We start from the raw sequence: 17,949 nt of genomic DNA on the forward strand, positions 1-17,949 counted from the left end.
GGACATACCGCCAATCGCGGGGGGACGATTGGCAGTTCTTCAATTCGAGCGCAACTGGGGACAATAATTGGATGCAAGGAGAGAAGGAGGGGAACGAGTACCTCGAGGGGATTGCGAACGAGTACAGCGTCACACCATGGAACGGGCAGTTCGTCGTGATCAGTCAGGACAGCACACAGGCGTTCAGCAACAAGGTCCGCATCTGGTCGGGATGTGATCCATACGGTGTCTTCGGCTCCTGGGTAGGTCACGACGAGGTCTACCGAATGCCCGAAACTGGCCCCTATGGGAGTTATAGAGACCCAAACATCTTCGCTTACAACGCTCACGCCCACCCCACTTTGCAATCTGGGGACCGCTGGACGATGTCCTACAACGTGAACAGCTTCGACAACCGCTGGACCTCGGAAGGCGCACTATTCCGCGATACGAGCATCTACAAGCCACGGTTCGTGTCATTCCGGCTGGTGCCAGCATCCGGTGCCTCGCGCATGAGTAGGCAGTTCAAGCTCCAGTAGCCATGACACTCGGTGGTGCCTCAGTCATCATGTGAGGCACCACCGTCGATTCGCGAGTTTCAACGGAGACCGCATGGCACCCGAACCCGTTAGCCACTCCTGGCAGCGCATCGACTCCTGGCTCCGCGACTGCGTGCCAGGCACGTACGACGCCCTGCCGCCACCCGCCACCCACGCGGAAATCCTTGCAGCAGAGAAGCACCTTGGGCTCAGCTTTCCTGAGCAGTTGACCGAGTCCCTGCTCTGTCACGATGGCAGCGCCCAGTTGCGCCTTCCCCCGGTGTACACGCTGCTGAGCACAGAGGCGATCGTCGAACATCAGCGGTTGCAGGCCGAAATCGAGGACGAGACAAGGGCGGAGTACCTCGCACATGACATCCCGCTCGAAATCGATGGCCAGTACGCACGCTGGCACCCGGGATGGGTACCCTGTGCCAGCGACGACGGGGGCGGCTATCTCGTCCTTGATACCCAACCCGGTGTGCATCAAGGCCGAGTGGGCAAACGGGATGAAATTGGCCAGAGCGAGTTCCCGCCGGGACGCATCTGGACATCGCTCGCAGAACTACTGGAAGCCGTCGCGGACGCTCTGGAAGACAACGTCACCCTCAATGGATACGAGCGGATCGTTGAAGACGACGATCTGCGGTGGGACACCGAGGGGTGACACACCACGCACCAGGTGACGCGCTTGGCACCTGACCCGCACAGCCAACGGCACCCTCACCTTCGACGCAACCTGGGGGGCGAGCCCGCATCGGCCTCCACCCCGATGAGGCGCCCTACGGCTCGAGGAGTGGGTGGCGCTCGACGCGGCCGGACGGTGCGCATCCCGACGGGGCGAAACCTGTCTGTGATGGTCGCGGCCGCGGTGACCCCCGTGGTCGCGACCGATCTACGGGCACCGATCAGCCAGATGCCCGTACGGGGCGATGTGGGTGTCGGCATCACAGCCCAGGGTCGTCGGCGCTGAGGAAGTCGGCGTTGAGCCTTGCGGTGGCGGCACGCCACCGACGTGGAAGTTTCGACTCCGCAGTCGCTGCGTGCCCCCCTGCGCTGCTGTGACCGGTGCCCACTACGTTCTGCCTTCCTGTGTGTCTCGCTGTCCCGCGTCAGGAAATCCACCAGACGTAGCACCAAGGCAGTGGTCGTCCGCACCAAGGTGAGAGTGCGAACCGCGAGCGGCACCACGCTTGTCGTCGCGGACAAAGGACTGATCAGGTTGGGATGCTCATACATGACGTGCCGTGCCCAAGGGGCGAGGGCTGCCGCCAGCCCTGCGAGGAGCGTTTGGAAGGGTCGCAGAGTCGAACAGCGAGTTGGCGCAGACGACCTGGGCCCCACCGTGCTGATCCGGGTGGTTTTTGATGGCATCTGAGGGACCTGGCGCCTGAGACGGCCGGCTCCGGCGTATCGGTCTTGGCGAAGGTTCATGGTGGGGCTGACCTGCTGACGCTGGGCGGCCACTAGGTGAGGAGCTCATCTGTATCTGCGGAGGCTGAGGTCGGGGAATTGGCAGGCTACGGTCCGGGATGGTGGGGGCAGGCGCTTGTCCGCGACGTTCCCGTTGAAGGTGCAGGCCCGTGCCTGGGGTATCGAGCGAGAGGCGATCCTGTGCACTCGTGGTCGTCGGGATTTGAGGGGAAGCGCGGTCGGCTTTCGGGACTGGCACACACGTTGGTGGAACGCGAGAGTGGTGGGCCCGCGGACGCTGCGGGGTGACGAGTCCGTCCTGAGGAACCACGTCCTGCCCGCTCGTAGTCCCTAGGGCCCCCGTCGCCGCACTCAGCGTTTTCAGCACGGATGAGGACCAGGCCGAGCAACTGCACCGCTGTCTCGGCGACGACGCGCTGCCTCTCGATGTCCGTACGGCCGGCGCCCTGGCACTCCTGTTCGGGCTGCAGCACGCCCGACTGCTCGAACTCACCGTGCACGACGTCATCGTCGACGACACGGTGGTGGCGCTCAACCTCCACGGTCATCGTCTTCCGCTGCCGCCCGAAGTCGCCCAGCTGGTCCGCGCCCTGCGCGACCAGCGCCAGAAACGCTGGCACCTTGACCAGACGGTCAGCACAACACCGTGGTTGTTCCCCGGGCAGGAGCCTGCCCGTGCTCTTGGAGCCGCCTACCTCTACTTGAAGCTCCGTCGACACGGCATCGCACCCCTCGCCAGCCGGAACAGTGCTCGTCTCGCGATTGCCACCGACTTGTCGGCATCTGTTCTCGCCGACTTCACCGGCACCAGCATCAGTAACTCCACCCGCTGGACCGGATACGCCAAGCGGGACTGGCTCGACTACATCGCCAGCCGCGCGCAGGACCGTCCATGAAGCGCGCCTCCTCGCATCGTCTGCCTGGACTCAGCGCATCCCGGGCAGGCGACGCAACTCGTTGACCTTCATCAGCCGGGCGAGAAGGAGGTACCCCATGGCTGTCGCCAGCGCCCCGGTAGCCAGCGCGACGGCCGTAGGCCACGTTCCACTTCCCAGGCCCGCACACGCACGCGCTGCAGCCCAGCCCAGCCCAGCAGCCGGGCCCGCAGCGCAGAACAGTTTCCCGTAGGTGCGGCGCAGGCCGCCGTCGTCGATGCGACCCCCAAGCCTCCTGCGCAGCAAACACGCGGTGAGTGCGAGACCGGCCACGTAGGAGAGGGTGTAGGCGCCAGCCATGCCGACGACCGCCCAGCGGGCGGGCAGGAGCAAATGACACGCGGTGGCCAGGGCGATGTTCACGCCCGCGATCCAAGCCGCCATGAAGAACGGAGTGCGCGTGTCCTCAAACGCGTAGAAGCCGCGCAGCAGCAGGTACTGGGCGGAGAACGGGATGAGCCCGAGTCCGAACGCCTGCAGCATGTACCCCAGTGGTCGAACCGACTCGGCGTCCGCCGCCCCGTGGGCGAACAGCAGCGAGGCGATCTGCGGCCCCAGAGCGAGGAAGAGGAACGCGGCGGGCACAATGACCACGCCACTGATCCGCAGCACCCGGGACAGGTCCGCGCGCAGATCCGGGATGCGCCCCTCAGCGACGGCCCGGCTCATCCGCGGCAGCAGCGCCGTCACCAGGGACACCGTCACGATCGACTGCGGCAGCATCCAGATGGTCTGCGCGTAGGTGTACGCCGAGTAACCCGCGCCGGCCTGCGGCAGTTCCTGGTCGGCGGCGTTGGCGTAGTTCGTGACCACCGTCAGGGCGACCTGGTTGGCCAAGACGAACAGCAGCGTCCACTTCGCCGCGTGGGCACTCTTGCCCAAGCCGGAGCCCCGCCAGTCGAACCGCGGGCGGAACCGGAACCCGGCCGCCCGCGCGAACGGGATCAGTGCCAGGGCCTGCACGGCGATACCTGCCGTCGTCCCGATCCCCAGCAACTGCACTTGGTCGGCGGTGATGTCCTCCACCCGGTCGGGAACCGTCATCAGCCCCAGATAGGCGGCGAACATGCCGACCAGCACCACATTGTTCAGCACCGGGGTCCACATCATCGCCCCGAACTTCTCGCGCGCGTTCAACACCTGCCCGTAGATGCCGAAGAGCCCATAGAAGAAGATCTGCGGCAACAGGAACCGCGCGAACGTCACCGTGAGCTCGAACGCCTCGTGACTGTCCGGAGTGTCCCGCATGTACAAGCCCACGATCTGCGGCGCCGCCCACACCGCCAGCGCCGTCCCCACACCCAGTACACAGACCACGAGCGTGACCAGACGCTGCTCGTAAGCGCGTCCGCCATCGGGCTGCGTTGCCCTGGCTCGGACCAGCTGCGGCACCAGCACAGCGTTGAGCGCGCCACCGATCAGCAGCGTGTACAGGCTCGTCGGCACGGTATTCGCCGTGTTGTAGGTACTGGCCAGCAAGCCCGTTCCTAGCGCTGCGGCCTGCAGCACTTGGCGGATCAGTCCCGTCGCCCGTGACACCACCGTGCCAACAGCCATCAACAAGGACGAACGAGCCAGCCCGCCCTTGTCCTTCTTCGCCCGGGCGGCATGCCGCCGCCCTCTCTTCTGCTGCTCCTGCGGCATGGTCTGCGCCGCGGAGTTCGCCCCCTCCACCATGCCGTCAACCTATGCCCCAAGGTCTCAGGGCCCCAATTCGCACCCTTACACAAAAGTTCAGCGAACCATCGCCGGGACCGGGGCCACAGGAATACGACAGCAACGGAACAAGTGCTCTGCGCCAGTACCTCAGGACCACACAGAACCCGTGCGCTACCTCGCCTGCCGCCAGGAGCCGGCGCACGGCTTCCGTACCGGACGTATTCAGATCTCGCAAAGGCATGCTTCTGGCGACCGGCATGCCCAGCGACAGGCAGCTGCTCACAGCAGCCGGCGTCGGTGCTGCGCGATGGTGCAGCATTCGTACCGGGGTGTGGCGCTGCCGGCCCACCGGTCTACTCCGACGGCTCTCCTCAATGAGCGGCCTGGAGACCCGTGGCGATCAGCGCCAGAACGGCAGCGAGGGTGGCGACGGCCGCTATGAGGCTTGCGACTATCGCCGAAGCCCAGTCAGGCACTAGTGCCGCATCAGGCAACGTTCGCCCTGTCGTGATGTGACGCGCCGGTCGGGTCCTGTTCCGTGCGGCGCGTTGCCGTCAGGCTGTGTGGGTGGCAGAACGAGTACGGGTCCGTGAGATCGACGACGACGAAGGCAGGCGGCTTCTGCGGATCATTCGCAGAGGTACCGGATCGGTGGTGACCTGGCGGCGGGCCCAGATGGTGCTGCTGTCCGCGCAGGGCATGCCCGCGGCGAAGATCGCCGATGTGTCGTTCACCAGCGACGACCGGGTCCGCGATGTGATCCACAACTTCAACACCGACGGCTTCGACTCCTTCTATCCCAAGTACAAGGGCGGCCGACCGATGATCTTCACGCTGCCCGAGCGCCGCGAGATCAAGAAGATCGCCAAGTCCACGACCACCGAGCACGACCTGCCGTTTTCCACCTGGAGTCTGACTAAGCTGGCGGACTTCCTGGTCGCCGAGGGGGTGGTCGACGACATCAGCCACGAGGGCCTGCGCATCCTGCTCCGAGAGGAAGGCGTCTCCTTTCAACGCCTGAAGACCTGGAAAACCTCCCGCGACCCCGACTACGCGGCCAAGAAGGCCCGGGTCGAGCACCTCTACGCGATCGCCGACGGCGAGGTCGTACCCGAGGACGGGGAGCCCGAAGTCATCTTCTGCATGGACGAGTTCGGGCCCCTCAATCTGATGCCTCACCCGGGCCGGCAGTGGGCCGAACGCAGCGGCAAGCACAAGGATTCCGACCGTGAGCCCCGCCGGCGGCGACGGGCGACCTACAACCGCTACGGCGGAGTGCGGCACCTGTTCGCCGCCCTGGACCTGACCCGGGACAGGCTCTACGGCCACATCAAGCCGGTCAAGAGGCGGACGCAGTTCTTGGAATTCTGCCGCTACCTGCGCACCCTCTACCCGCCCGAGATCCGCATCGCGATCGTCTGCGACAACTTCTCCCCGCACCTGACCACGAAGAAATGCCAGCGTGTCGGCATCTGGGCCGCCGCGAACAACGTCGAGATCGCCTACACCCCGACGAACTCGTCGTGGCTGAACCGAATCGAGGCCCAGTTTACCGCCCTGCGTTACTTCGCCCTCGACGGCACCGACCACGCCTCCCGTAAAGAGCAGGGCAGCATGATCCGCCGCTACATCATCTGGCGAAACCGCCATGCCGACGACCAACACCTACGCGCCGTCGTCACCAGGGCGAACGTTGCCTGATTCGGCCGTGGTACTGAACGAGATCCAGACGTCAGGTGCCAGGTCCGGCCGGTTCGGCACCGGTCTGCGCTCCTCGGTCCAGGCGTCGCCGGAGATCTCTGTGGCGACGCGACGCCAGAACTTCACCGCGCCCGGGTTGGCATCCTGGAACGCGATCTCCCACGGCCCCGGGTGCCGGGCCACGACGCTTTGAGCAGCGCGCATTCCGGTCCCCGCCCGTCGTGCCCCGCGCACCACGAAGAAGCTGTTCATCACGCGCGTCGGACCAATCAGACCGCGGACGAACGCGAATCCGATGGGCCGGTCACCGCTCGTCAGGAGGTACGGCGCCCGGTCGGGTTCGGAGAAGGCCATGTGAAGCCATTCGTCTTGGAAGGATCCGTCGGGGTTGGGCAGGTCACCCTCCAGCTCCGACATGTCGTGTCGGAACATCAGCCACAGGCGTTCGGCTGTGGGCTTGTCGGCAAGGTCTGCGAGGCGCAGGGAGATGTCTGACACGAGACTCCGAGGTGAGGGTGGTCGACTTCAGCCCGAGACAATCTGTTTCCGGGCATGAAAAAGCCTCCCCGGCGGATACGAACTCCGGACCGGGAAGGTTAGTTACTCAAGGAAAATCTAACAGGCAAGTGCGCGGGCCTGTACTTGTATCGCTGCACGACGAAGGTGGCCGCCCCATGCCGCCCGGCCAAGCATCTGGGCGGCGCGTCACACCACAACAGGGCGAACGTTGCCTGATGCGGCACTAGCAGCCTCAAGAAGGGACGCTGAGGCAGACGCGGGTGCTGGACGTCAACCTCCGTTCGGCATTCGCGGCGCGTGACGGTGCGCAGCCGACGATAGAAGGCGTACCCGCCAAAGATGAATGAGACGAGCAGCATGGAGAGACCCATGTCTACTGGCCGGTTCCGTCCGCTCTCTCGTATCACCGACCACAGCCCCAGCTCCGCCCAGAGGAACACGCAAAGCATGACCAGCGCGAGAGGGACTACCCAGCGCAGGGTTGCGAGACTGAGTGGTTGGTCTCGCGCGCCTGCCTCGTGGCGCAGGTAGTACGACACGTCGCGCTCGCGCTCGGCTGCCCAAGCTGCGTCAGTAGATCGGAACTCCACGGTCAGGCAGTCATCTTGAAACCGCAAACTTGCTGCGCGTTCGAGCCCCGAAGCGTGCCAAGGCGTTCGGTCTCCAACTGCACGTGTGGGTAGGGGATGCCTTCTGCCGCGAGGTCAGTGAGGTGGTCCAATTCAGCGCGCCCGGGCTGGACTTGGTAGGCGACGAAGCGTCTGGCAGGGATCGTTGCGGGCATGTAGATCAACGTAGCCTGGGCATAGTCTCCCGTCCGTGTGCATGCGCCGTCTCGTACGCGCAAGGCGTGCCAGCTGCGTCTTCCTGCCATCGCTGGACGTTAAGCCTGGCCCGCCGTGCCCGGTCGCTGGCGAGGGAGGTCTCGTTCATCACGAGCCATAGCGGTGTCAGACCGGGGGCGCGTCGCCGTCGGCTGAGGTTTTAGGCGGGCCATGTGCCTGGCTATAGGAACTACTGAGCGGCGAGCTTCTTCCACTGGGCGCGTGCCACATCGAGGGGGAAGGGCATCGTCGTCTGCGACGCGTCCGTGGCGTAGCCCGGATACGTACGGCTGAAGAAGCCGAGTGTGTGGCCCGTGCGCACGACCAGCACCTTGCGGGTGAGGGAGTCTATGCCGGGTGGGCCGGTGAGCGTGAACCACGTGTATTCGTCGGCGAAATCGAGATCCCGTGGATCGGGCTCATGCGCGGGGGACTGCATCACGGTCTTCTCGCCGCGGACCGTCATGGTGAAGCCCTGCCGGCACACCGTACTGGCCGTCCCCAGTTCGTACAGGGCCTTCTCCTCGCCCTTCGCCTTGCCCTCGCCCTCGTATGACGCCAGGGTCACCGTCGTCTTGACGAGGTCCGTCCCCGCGCTCTCCGCGCCGGACGGCCTACCCATCGCGGCGCGGTCCGCAACGGAGACGGGGTCGCCCACGGTCATGCCGAGGGCGACCTGGGCCTGCACCGCGCACTCGGGCTGGTCCGCGCCCACCTCGGATTTCTCATAGCGATCGGCCGCCGACCGGCTGCCCACCTGATGATCCGGTACGTCGCTGCCGTCGACCGCGGCAGTGGCGATCTGTCCGGCGGTGAGTGTCCGGGCCGGGACCTCGGGGCTCGCTTCCGGCTTGTCCCCGTCCGAAACCGAGCCGCCGCATCCGGCCAGTAGCGAGAAGGCCGCGGCGACGGCCATTATCCGCGCCGGCCGGCGCACGACGGTCGTAATCCTGCTCATGTGCGTTTCACTCCCCCGTAGTTCTTACGTGCACGGCACGTTAGACGATCAGGGTTGGAGCGGCCGCTCCGCAGGTCGGGAGCAGGCGGGCAGAACGTCCACGATATGCGCAGCCGGGTAGCGGCTCTTCGTCGTCGCCTGCCGATTCTTAGGTCGGAGCGGTATGCCGGGAGCCTTCGGGGGCAAGGCTGCCGCAACGCCATCGGAGCTGTCGCGCCGGTACGTTCCTGCCATGCCAGCCGAATGCATCCCCGCCTCTCTTCCGGTCGCCCCGCGCGGCGGCGGCTGCGTGCGGACCAGGCCCGGCAGCCCAAAACCCCAGTCCACCGCGTCATCAAGGTGTCAGAACGACACACCTAGCGCTCAGTGTTCGATGCCCAGTCCCGGGGATGGCTGCTGTGGTGTGAACACGAGGCGATATTCCTCAAGGCCGGTGATGGGGTATTGGTTTCCCATCAGTTCACGGAATCGGGCCGATGCAGTTTCTCCCCCCTTTCGCCAGACCTGAAGGGCGTAACTCGAATCGGGCTCTAGATCGAGAGTCATCTCAGGGCCATCGATGTTCAGAAGAGTAATGTCACCACTCCGGCTGAGGAAAGGACAAGTGCCCAGAAGTTCAAACTCGGAATGAATGTCATCGACGGCCGGCGAGCGCCGAACGGTCATGGTTACCACCGCCTCATGTGATGGGGCATTGCTGATGATGAGGGCAGTGCCTTTATCAACCTGCACCGGTTCACCTGCCATCGGAAGGTCGACCCAGTAAAGATCACCATCCTCTCCTGGCCTTCGTGATTGGTCCAGGCCGAAGATCGATCGGTCGATCGTTACGGTGCCGGAGACTTTCTGTTCCTCGTTTTCAAGCACGCGAACCTCACATGTCGGCCCAAGGGTATTGAAGTCTTCTACTCGAGACGCAGCTGGGCGAGGGCCTGGTTTGGCCCTCGCCCAGAAGTCAACCATCGTCGATTGCCGACTAGTTAACGTAGATCCCGTAGGCATCTCCGTCAAGGATGCGATCCTGGCCGTACCACTTGGAGAGTGCACCCCCGGCCTTGGAATTATCCGACTGGGGTACGTACTTCACCGAGAAGTTGCCGTCACCCTTCCCTGCGCCTTCCTTGGTCGAGGCGAAGGGGAATTCGTCGCACTCCTCGCCCGGGTTGGGTGACAGTCCGGCGCAGGCCCTGTCCTTGGCTGCCTTGTTCTTCGCAGTCACCGCGGCGGAGGCAGTGTCGAACTTCGGGTAGTTCCGGTGGAGGGGATCGTCTCCCCTCCAGATGTACCCGGGGATGTCTTTGTCGGTCTTCTTCGGGTACGTCAGCTGCGGGGCGTGGAGGGCGTCGAAGACGTGCTCCGCGACGGCCTTGACGTCGGTATTCGTCCGGTCGTAGTGGAACGACGGGATGACGCGGCTGAAGATGGCGCCCTTGGTTCCGTACGGGGCCAGATACTCGCCAGAGTCGAACCTGGTCGCGTTGTCCGGCGCACCCCACCAGCCTGTGGTGTGTGTGCCGCTGGTCGCGAGGAACTGCGACCGGTATACGCACAGGGTGGCGTCATCGATGCGCTTACCGGCGCCCTTGGCTGACGTGAGGTCGTAGGTGACTGCGACCCCTGTGCCGTGGAAGGCGGCCGGAGGCTTCGGCGTGCCGGCCTGCCCGGGAGGCACGTTGGCAACCGCGCATCCGCCCGGAGCTGTCGGACTTGCTGCGGTCGGCTCCCAGGTGACGCGAGCCGCTGGTGTTGCGAATACGCCAGTCTCTTTCGCGTCGTCGAGCTTCACGGAGATGGAGGCGTTGCGATTGGCCTTTGATCCCTCGCTGATTTCTGTCTCGCGAACACGGAAGGTCCCTACGGGCCTTCCGTTTCCGTCGAGGGCAGTTGCGGTGTTGTAGCCCCAGCGGCAGAAGTTGAAGTGGTTGATGACATGCCCCTTAGCGTCCCCGGCCTCGGGGTCCGCCTGGCACTTCGCCCAGTCCAGAACGTCGCGCACGCCAGTGGGGCTCTTGAAGAGATGCTCCCGGGTTGCCTTCTCGGGCGCGGCAGCATCCACCGAGTAGGTCTCCCCGCGGGCGAGCTCCTTCTCGCGCTCCGGAGTGGTGGTCGGCGCTTTCGGAGATGGCGTCGTCTCTTCAAAGTCAGATGCGGTACCGGGAGCCTTGGCTGACGAATCGAAGCCGGAGTCGTAAGTGCGCTCCCAGACAACGCGGTATGCGGTATCGGCGCTGGTGTCGGTCGTCGAGGCGCTTGCGGAGCCGCTGGCCAGCGAGCCTCCTGCGGCAACTGCAATCATGACTAAGGATGTTGCCGATCTCTTGAGCTTCATGAATCCCCTCCCGAGGTGATTGAGCGTCGCGCCAGGGAGGAGGCTAGGGGGTCGTCAACCGCAGGTTAGTGATCGACGTCACATCGGGCTAGGCAACTTTATGAGGCGTCAAGTGTCCTCGCGAAAAACAGAACTGACGCCACGCCAAGTTTTTATTGCCCGACATAATTCAAGACATTCGATCAAGAGAATTTCTCAATATTCTGGCGTGAACTGGCCTAGTCCGAAATCCTGCGGCCAGTCGACCAGTGCGGACTGGCAGGGCTGGCGAGACAGTCGTCTGTCGCGCCCCCAGGGACCACCGTGGTCGCGAACGATCTACGGGCACCGATCAGCCAGATGCCCGCACGGGGCGATGTGGGTGTCGTCATCACAGCCCAGGGCCGACGGCGCTGAGGAAGTCGACGTTGAGTCCTACTGGGACTGAACATCGGGCTACGCCGAGTGGGTCCTGTGGCGGCACGCCGCCGACGCGGAAGCCTTATCCCCGCAGTCGCTGCGTGCCTCCCTGCGCAACTGCGCTGTGACTCGGCGTGGCTCCGGCGATATCCAAGTGGGGGGCCAAAAAATCGGTCTGCAGATTCACCTGTTCGAGCGAACGAAGACAGTTGGCCCTCGGGTAGGACCCGGTGCCGACCGTCAGGCGGGTGGGGGCCGCAGCACTGCCTGCATGATCGTCCGGCAGCGGTCCCAGGAGGCGGGGATGAGGTGTCCGTAGATGTCGACCGTGGTCTTGATCGACCGGTGCCCGAGCCAGCGGGAGACTTCGTGTACCGGGATGCCGTGTCCCAGGGCACTGGAGGCGAAGAAGTGGCGCAGGCAGTGAGGGGTGTACAACGGAGCGCCGTCGGGGTGGATGAGTTCCGCGTCCCTAAGTGCTTTACGGAAGTGATACGCATACGTGGTGGCCGTGGGCATGGTCCCCTTGCCGCGGAGGCGTGGCGCGAACAGCACATGGTGTCCGGACACGGTCGATGTCCCCCACTCGCTTAGGTGCGTTTCGATCTCGTGGGCGAGAAAGGGCGCCAGTGGAACGTCACGGTACTCCTTGGCGGTGCGGTGCTTGAGCGGTACGAACCGCGTTGCGCAGTCCAAGCGGTGGCCCTTGGAGCTGACCTGTCGGCGCACCCGCAGGAACTCGGAGCGGCGGCAATCGGTAGTGAAGGCGAGGGCTTCGCTGATCCGTAGACCCGCTCCAGCTTGTAGGTACACGCTCAGCCGGTAGTGCGGTGAGATGTGCTCGGCGATCAGATCGACTTCCGCCAGAGTGGGCAGCAGGTCCTCATCGAGCGCGGGGGATGCACTACGGGGGAGTTTGACGCCGTCGGTGGGGTCATCGGGCCGTCGCTTGTCTTTGATAGCGGTTCGAAAGAGGTTCGAGACTGCCTTCATACGGTCGCGCACCGTACTCGCGGCGAGATCCTGGCCCAGGGCAGCGACGAGAACTTCGATGTCGTATCGCTCGATCCCGGCCAAAGGCCGATCTCCGAGGCGCGGGAGCAGATGGATGCGTAGAAAGCTCTCATAATTGCGGTAAGTGGCTTCACTGACGGCCTGGCGCTCCAACCACTGCTTGGCGTAGGCGCCCAAGGGGATCTGACCGCGTCTAGGATCGAGGAAGAGACCCTCGTATTTGTCTCGTTGCAGTCGTGCGGCATAGGCATCTGCCTGCCACTTCAGGTCAAAACTGCGCTCGCGTTGGTGGCCTCCGGCGCTGCGTGGCTCGCGGTAGCGCACGGTCCAGGAGTGCCCGCATCGGGTGCGCTGGCAGGAGTAGTGGGGGCTGCGTTTGTCGCTTCTGCATCGTTGGTAGATGAGCATCGAACCTCACTTCGGTGCCGGTGGGTATTCGAACTCGCCTGGGGCCCTCGGTCTGGCTTTCAGGTATGTCGCGGCGTCGCGACCCTGACGAGGCGTCCGGTGGAGCTACTGCGGCGGGTTCCAAGTGCAGGCTCGCTGCGCCACTGTCTTGCGGCACGACCGGCTGTGCCGGATGGAGCAGCCGGGGAGGTGCCCCGATCTCCGGGCAGTGGTGATACGGCTCGGCCTCCCGCCATGGGCTTCCTGTTTGACGATCCGGCCACCCGTCTGCGCAAGCTCTTCCAGGAGCTGCCGACTGCCGCTCGGGGATATATGTGCCCGCCGGGTGCCGGTGACGCCGCAGGCCGTGGTTGATCGTCGTGACCATCCACGGGCCTACCAGTACTGGCCCGAACGGATCAGCAGTTGCCCTTCCAGATGATCCGGTCGGCGAAAACGCCCCGCTCTCGCGCCTTGGCCTGGCGGATACTTTCCAGTCCTGCCGAGTCCGTGCCTAGGTCTGCAGCGAGCGCGTGCACGACTTCCAGTACGTCCGCGAGCTCCCCTAGAGCCACCGCCTCGTCTGCCGACAAGAACTCGGCGACTTCCTCGCCCAGTTTGTCCCGAAGCCTGCTGCGGTATTCCTCGGAACCGGCGACGTAGGTGATCGGCTTTGCCCCCTCGGCCCGAATGATTTCAGGGACCCGGTCCCTCACCAACTTGCCGTAGCTGTCCATCTGCTCCCTTGCCCGCCTCGTCCCCGCGTGCGTACCGGCGTGACCCCTCGTGTCCTCGTGGCCTACGTCTGGTTGCAGGCTAAGTCATATAGAGCCGGCATCAGTTGGGCGCCGTGTAGTTGAAGCGATCGTGCGATGAGTCCAGCGGCTCAGCGTAGATGAACGGATATAGGAGCAAGTGCCAGCGTAGGGTGCGGGAACGTCGTGTGCTGGCCGGTCCGTTGCAATAGGGGACACCGATGACGAAGCAGCTCTGGAGAAGTCAGAGGCATAAGACCGCCATCGGCCGTGTCGGGCTATCGCTACCGGCTCGTCGCGCCCTTGGCGACCTGAAAATGGAACCTGGGACGGAAGTACTCGACTACGGGTGCGGGCGCGGCGGTGATGTGCGCGCACTTCAACACCTCGGTCTCGACGTCACGGGTTGGGACCCAGTGCATTTCCCCGACGGTCTCCGCAGGCTAGCCGACGTCGTCCTTCTCACCTACGTCCTGAACGTCATTGAAGACCCAGCCGAACGGCGCGAGACGCTCTTGCGAGCGTGGGGACTCACTAGCTCTGTGCTCGTGGTGTCTGCGCGACTGCGTTGGGAGCGCAACCAGATCAGAGGGACAGCGCACGGTGACGGCATCCTGACTCAGCGCCGCACCTTCCAGCACCTCTACGCGGCTGGGGAACTCCGCGACTACGTCGAGGACGCAACGGGAGTGCGCTGCGTGTCGGCGGCGCCGGGCATCGTCTACGCCTTCAAAGACGACGAGGCCCGCCTCAGCTACCTGGCACGCCAGATTGCGCCCGAAGGCGTGTGGCTGGAGTCTGAGGACACCGCCTCGGCGATCACTTCTGTCGTCGATCACCTCGAACAGCGCGGCCGGATGCCTCAGCTGGAGGAAATGCCGCAGCCGATCATCGGCCTCCTTGGCCACCTACGCTCCGTTGAGCTGAAGCGCCTTGCCGAGCAGGCGGCAGACCCGGTGAAGGTGGAGCGCAGCGCGGAGCGCGGTGCTCGCGACGTACTAGAGTTCCTTGCCCTAGAGCTCTTTCATGGCCGAGGTCCTGCAACCAGTCTGCCGCTCCCCATTCAGCTGGACGTTCGCGCCTTCTTCCCCTCGTACGCCGAAGCGTGTCAGCGAGCCGATCGCCTGCTGTTCAAGCTGCGCGACGACACACACATCCGCCGGGCGATGAACGGATCGATCGCCGGGAAGTTCACCGCGACCGCTCTGTACGTTCATCGCCGGGCGCTTCACCGGGTCCCGACCGTTCTGCGCTTGTATGAGCAGTGCGCGAGTATCGCTGCCGGTCGGCCTGGCGAGTGGTCCGTCGTCAAGCTCCGCCACCAGGGACGTGGCGTCAGCTGGCTCGACTACCCAGAGTTCGATACGGACCCCCACCCCCGCCTCGCGGCGTCGTACGCCGTCGACCTGAAGACCCTCAAGTCTTCCTTCACCTCGTACGCAGACTCGACCAACCGCCCGCTCCTGCACCGCAAACACGAATTCCTCGCAGAGGACGATCCCGATGCGCCCAAGTACCGGCGGCTCACCGAAGCCGAAGTACGCGCTGGCCTCTACGAGAGCCCGCACTTGATCGGCACTGAAGAGGGATGGGAGCGCGAACTCATGCGCTGCGAACGGGAATTGCGCGGTCACCGGCTCGTGCGACGAACCACTAGCACATGAGCCTCGCACCAGCCTTCGATCCCGGCGTGATTGTCAGTGGTGCGTGAGACGCTCCGTCCATGACCACCACTCGATCGGGCGGCTCCTGCCTGCCCTCCTACCGAACACAGTCAACCCTTGCGCTGTCCGAGCCCGAGGACCACGTCCGTGAACTCACCGACTGGGTCGAGCATGCCTCCGCGGTCGCCGGAGTGTCGGGAGCACAGGAGGTCTGGGACAGCGCCTACAAGTGGCTGCGCCTCGCCCAAGGGCTGCGCACGATGACCTTCGACATGTCCTACGACGACGGCGGCATGTGCTCGGTGGGCAGCGACTTCGATGCCGTTTGGACTGAGATGATGGAGGAATGGCAGCTGCACCAGGTCCGGCTCGGCTACCTGCGCGCAGCACTCGAAGGGTTCGTCCGGCTGCTGCACCCCGACGCTGCGCATCCCGGGCTCGCCATCGAGGCGGCTGAGCAGCAGCTGCAGCACCACGCCGAAGCACTGCCCGTGCACGCACGCGCGGTCGCCGAGCATCTGGGGACACACTCCCCGGACCATGCGGGTGGCAGCGACGCGCCGGTCGCGACGGGAGTGGCGCAGGCGATTGTCCTGCACGAGGAGGCGGTACACGGACGTGCGGGCATTCCAGAGCCGACCGACGACGCGGATATGAAGATCTTCGCCGCCGGGCACGCTGAGGTCTGCGCCGCCAGGGAAGCCTCCACGGTGCTTCTGCTGGGGATCCAGGTGCTGATGGCGGCAGCAGTGAAGAATGACCGTGTCGCGGCCTTCGACGACAAGTACCTGCTCGACGGAATGTGGATTGCTGACGCCTCCGGTGACAGCCGGTGGGTGGACGAAGAGATGCCCTACGGCGAGTATCTGGCCGTTCTCCACCTTGCCCCCGGCGAGCCGCCAGAGCTCTGAGCCCACCACAACGTCTGCTCTCCGGCGGTGGGCTGTGGACCGGCTCGCCGGCGAACATCGCTAGCTCCACCCTGTCTTCGGTCCAGTGCAGGCTTCACTCCTGCACCCTCAGGGGAAACGAGAGCGGGGCCGGAAGCCATGGCTTCCGGCCCCGCTCAGGGCATTTCACGTCATGCACCAACCCGAGTCGCAAGAACCCTCATCGTCGACGTCGTCATCACTCGGGGACACATCAGGGATGGCCTGGGTGAGCGGGACGCCGTACCTCGTGAGATACACGGCGTCCCGCCCGAGCGCGGTCCGCCGCCGATTGATCGTCTCCTCCAGCCGGACCGACAAGGCAAACAGCTCTGGCTCGTGTCTACGCTGGTGACGCCATGCGCCGACCGTACGGAAGGGGCAGAAGAAGCACGAGCTCTTGGGCGGCACCGGCAGACCGGCCTCGGCGATGATGCGCTCGCAGTCGTCCCTGCGGAGCCCGAGGTCGAGCAGCGGGTACTCGACGACCTCGTGGGACTGACTTCGTCGGCGATTGGCTCGGTGGATTTCGTCGACCGATATGCCGATGCCAACCGCCGCTGGATGCTCTGCGGTGGCACCGTGCTCCCGGAGCCACCGCCCGACCACCTTGATCTTGAAGTCTGCCGTGCAGTTGCGTCGGCCCGGAGCGCCGTTGGCCATGCGTACCGGGATGGGGATCGACCGCGTGTCCGGCCGGTTCAGCCGCTGCATGAGCGTTTCGGTGGTTCCGTCCCGACGGCGGCGATCGAGCTCATGAACCTCAAGCCCGGCGCGGGCGGCGTAGGGGACGGCGATCTCGCGGACGTAGGCCAGCGTCGCTGGGTGCTCGCTGTCGTCGCCGACGTTGGCGAAGAGGAAGGTGCGGAAGTCGATCTCTTTGCGAGCGGCTAGTACGAGCAGGGCCGTGCTCTGGACGCCGCCGCCGTAGGAAATGACCTTCATGGGGTGCCGGTTCGGCTCGCTGGAAGCGGCTTGAGGGGTGGGGTCGGTTGGGTCGGCGTGATGGGCTCCCGAGGTCTGCTGCAAGATCGACATATGGGAGACAGTATGGATGTAATCCGATTAAATCAAGTGTTCCTCTCACAGCTGTCGGCGAACATCGGAACCAGCTATGTGCTGGCGTGGAGCACTTGCGCGCCGGACGTTGTGCGCGGAGGGGCGAACTAGCGCTGAGGTGTGATGGTGACGGAGTAGCCGTCGGACAGAACCGATGTGAGGTACTTGGCTGCGGTGACCCGGTCGGCAGCAGTGAATGTCCGTGCGGCGGGCAGAGGCTTCTGCGGCGGGGATACGGTAGGGGGGCTGGTTCTGCGCCCGCGAGGCTTCTGGGAGCCGCGCTGCCCTGCACGGAGCTTGGTGACCTCGGCTTGGTCGATGGTCCGCTGCCGTTGTGGTGCGTCGGCAAGGATGGTCTCCAGGAGCCAGAGCGGGGACCCGGAGAGGATCAGGTCGGCCTCGGCGATCCTCCGCCGGTTACGCCAACGGGAGACTGCCTGTGGGTCCTGACCGAGGACGCTGCCTGCTTCCTGGATGCCGAGGATGACGGGCAGTTGCTCCTTGGCCTGCACTTCATAGCCGTGGGGGATGCTGGCCCTGTAGTCCGTCAATTGTTGCTGATCGACCTGACGGTCGCTGTCGCCGCTGATGTGAAGCACCGTCGTCAGCAGCCAGTACGGGTTGCCGGACGCGAGCAGGTCGGGCTCCGGAAGCGTGCCTTCCGTGCGCCATTTCTGTGACGTCTGGCGCTCGATGGCAAAGAGGGAGGCGATTTCGGCGTGCCCGAGCAGGTACGGAACCCGCGCTTGAGACATGCGTACCTTCCTCACGCCGATTTTCCTGCCGAGTGACCGCAAGGTGGGTGCTGTTGCCTCACCAGGCTGTCTCTACAGATTCTAGGCGTGCGGCAGCCATGCCAGTGCGC

The 17,949-nt window shown here is 64.9% G+C and carries 16 protein-coding genes; 6 read left to right on the plus strand and 10 right to left on the minus strand.

The genetic code is table 11. The annotated features are described in order from the left end of the window. Window positions 1-71: 71 nt before the first annotated feature. The 3 genes from ACZ5U5_RS29345 (at window position 72) to ACZ5U5_RS29355 (ending at window position 2,848) form a co-directional block, all read left to right on the plus strand. The gene (locus tag ACZ5U5_RS29345; RefSeq protein WP_469027424.1) at window positions 72-518 is read left to right on the plus strand and encodes a hypothetical protein; all 447 of its coding nucleotides are present in this window, start codon (window positions 72-74) and stop codon (window positions 516-518) included. A gap of 73 nt (window positions 519-591) precedes the next feature. Continuing rightward, on the plus strand, window positions 592-1,185 hold the full coding sequence (locus ACZ5U5_RS29350; RefSeq protein ID WP_469027426.1) for an SMI1/KNR4 family protein: 594 nt from the start codon (window positions 592-594) through the stop codon (window positions 1,183-1,185). Between the two features lie 1,261 nt (window positions 1,186-2,446). Next, entirely contained in the window at window positions 2,447-2,848 is a 402-nt protein-coding gene (locus ACZ5U5_RS29355; protein WP_469027429.1) for a hypothetical protein, read from the plus strand. A gap of 30 nt (window positions 2,849-2,878) precedes the next feature. Here the strand turns inward: ACZ5U5_RS29355 and murJ are convergent, their stop codons facing one another. Beyond that, window positions 2,879-4,564 carry a murein biosynthesis integral membrane protein MurJ gene (murJ, locus tag ACZ5U5_RS29360; protein ID WP_469027432.1) on the minus strand — a complete coding sequence of 562 codons (1,686 nt, stop codon included), beginning with the start codon at window positions 4,562-4,564 and terminating at the stop codon, window positions 2,879-2,881. Window positions 4,565-5,113: 549 nt separating this feature from the next. On the opposite strand from murJ, the gene ACZ5U5_RS29365 reads away from it, so the two are divergent. Further along, window positions 5,114-6,247 (plus strand): IS630 family transposase, encoded by a 1,134-nt coding sequence (locus ACZ5U5_RS29365; RefSeq protein WP_469027435.1) that lies wholly within the window; start codon window positions 5,114-5,116, stop codon window positions 6,245-6,247. Here the strand turns inward: ACZ5U5_RS29365 and ACZ5U5_RS29370 are convergent. From ACZ5U5_RS29370 to ACZ5U5_RS29400, 7 genes are all read right to left on the minus strand, one after another. Further along, the gene (locus ACZ5U5_RS29370) at window positions 6,212-6,745 is read right to left on the minus strand and encodes a GNAT family N-acetyltransferase (protein ID WP_469027437.1); all 534 of its coding nucleotides are present in this window, start codon (window positions 6,743-6,745) and stop codon (window positions 6,212-6,214) included. The two genes, ACZ5U5_RS29365 and ACZ5U5_RS29370, sit on opposite strands and share 36 nt — an antisense overlap. 613 nt (window positions 6,746-7,358) lie before the next feature. Beyond that, window positions 7,359-7,550 carry a hypothetical protein gene (locus tag ACZ5U5_RS29375; protein WP_469027440.1) on the minus strand — a complete coding sequence of 64 codons (192 nt, stop codon included), beginning with the start codon at window positions 7,548-7,550 and terminating at the stop codon, window positions 7,359-7,361. Window positions 7,551-7,780: 230 nt separating this feature from the next. Further along, window positions 7,781-8,548, minus strand: coding sequence for a hypothetical protein (locus ACZ5U5_RS29380; RefSeq protein WP_469027443.1), 768 nt, complete (start codon window positions 8,546-8,548; stop codon window positions 7,781-7,783). Between the two features lie 363 nt (window positions 8,549-8,911). Further along, window positions 8,912-9,415: a Haze protective factor 1 gene (locus ACZ5U5_RS29385; protein ID WP_469027445.1), complete on the minus strand. Its 504-nt coding sequence runs from the start codon at window positions 9,413-9,415 to the stop codon at window positions 8,912-8,914. Between the two features lie 109 nt (window positions 9,416-9,524). Continuing rightward, a complete protein-coding gene (locus ACZ5U5_RS29390) occupies window positions 9,525-10,877 on the minus strand; it encodes a NucA/NucB deoxyribonuclease domain-containing protein (RefSeq protein ID WP_469027448.1) in 1,353 nt (450 codons plus the stop codon). A 639-nt stretch (window positions 10,878-11,516) separates the two neighbouring features. Then, on the minus strand, window positions 11,517-12,614 hold the full coding sequence (locus tag ACZ5U5_RS29395; protein ID WP_469027450.1) for a tyrosine-type recombinase/integrase: 1,098 nt from the start codon (window positions 12,612-12,614) through the stop codon (window positions 11,517-11,519). 482 nt (window positions 12,615-13,096) lie between these two features. Continuing rightward, on the minus strand, window positions 13,097-13,414 hold the full coding sequence (locus ACZ5U5_RS29400; RefSeq protein ID WP_469027452.1) for a nucleoside triphosphate pyrophosphohydrolase: 318 nt from the start codon (window positions 13,412-13,414) through the stop codon (window positions 13,097-13,099). A 239-nt stretch (window positions 13,415-13,653) separates the two neighbouring features. Here ACZ5U5_RS29400 and ACZ5U5_RS29405 point away from each other — a divergent pair, with 239 nt between their 5' ends. Then, a complete protein-coding gene (locus tag ACZ5U5_RS29405) occupies window positions 13,654-15,096 on the plus strand; it encodes a DNA phosphorothioation-associated putative methyltransferase (RefSeq protein ID WP_469027455.1) in 1,443 nt (480 codons plus the stop codon). A 59-nt stretch (window positions 15,097-15,155) separates the two neighbouring features. Beyond that, a complete protein-coding gene (locus tag ACZ5U5_RS29410) occupies window positions 15,156-16,007 on the plus strand; it encodes a hypothetical protein (protein WP_469027457.1) in 852 nt (283 codons plus the stop codon). 165 nt (window positions 16,008-16,172) lie between these two features. Here ACZ5U5_RS29410 and ACZ5U5_RS29415 read toward each other — a convergent pair whose 3' ends face one another. Continuing rightward, window positions 16,173-16,970 carry an adenine nucleotide alpha hydrolase family protein gene (locus ACZ5U5_RS29415; protein ID WP_469028037.1) on the minus strand — a complete coding sequence of 266 codons (798 nt, stop codon included), beginning with the start codon at window positions 16,968-16,970 and terminating at the stop codon, window positions 16,173-16,175. Between the two features lie 221 nt (window positions 16,971-17,191). Then, on the minus strand, window positions 17,192-17,839 hold the full coding sequence (locus ACZ5U5_RS29420) for a hypothetical protein (RefSeq protein WP_469027460.1): 648 nt from the start codon (window positions 17,837-17,839) through the stop codon (window positions 17,192-17,194). Window positions 17,840-17,949: the final 110 nt, after the last annotated feature.

This window comes from Streptomyces sp. NPDC033177, from assembly GCF_055577715.1.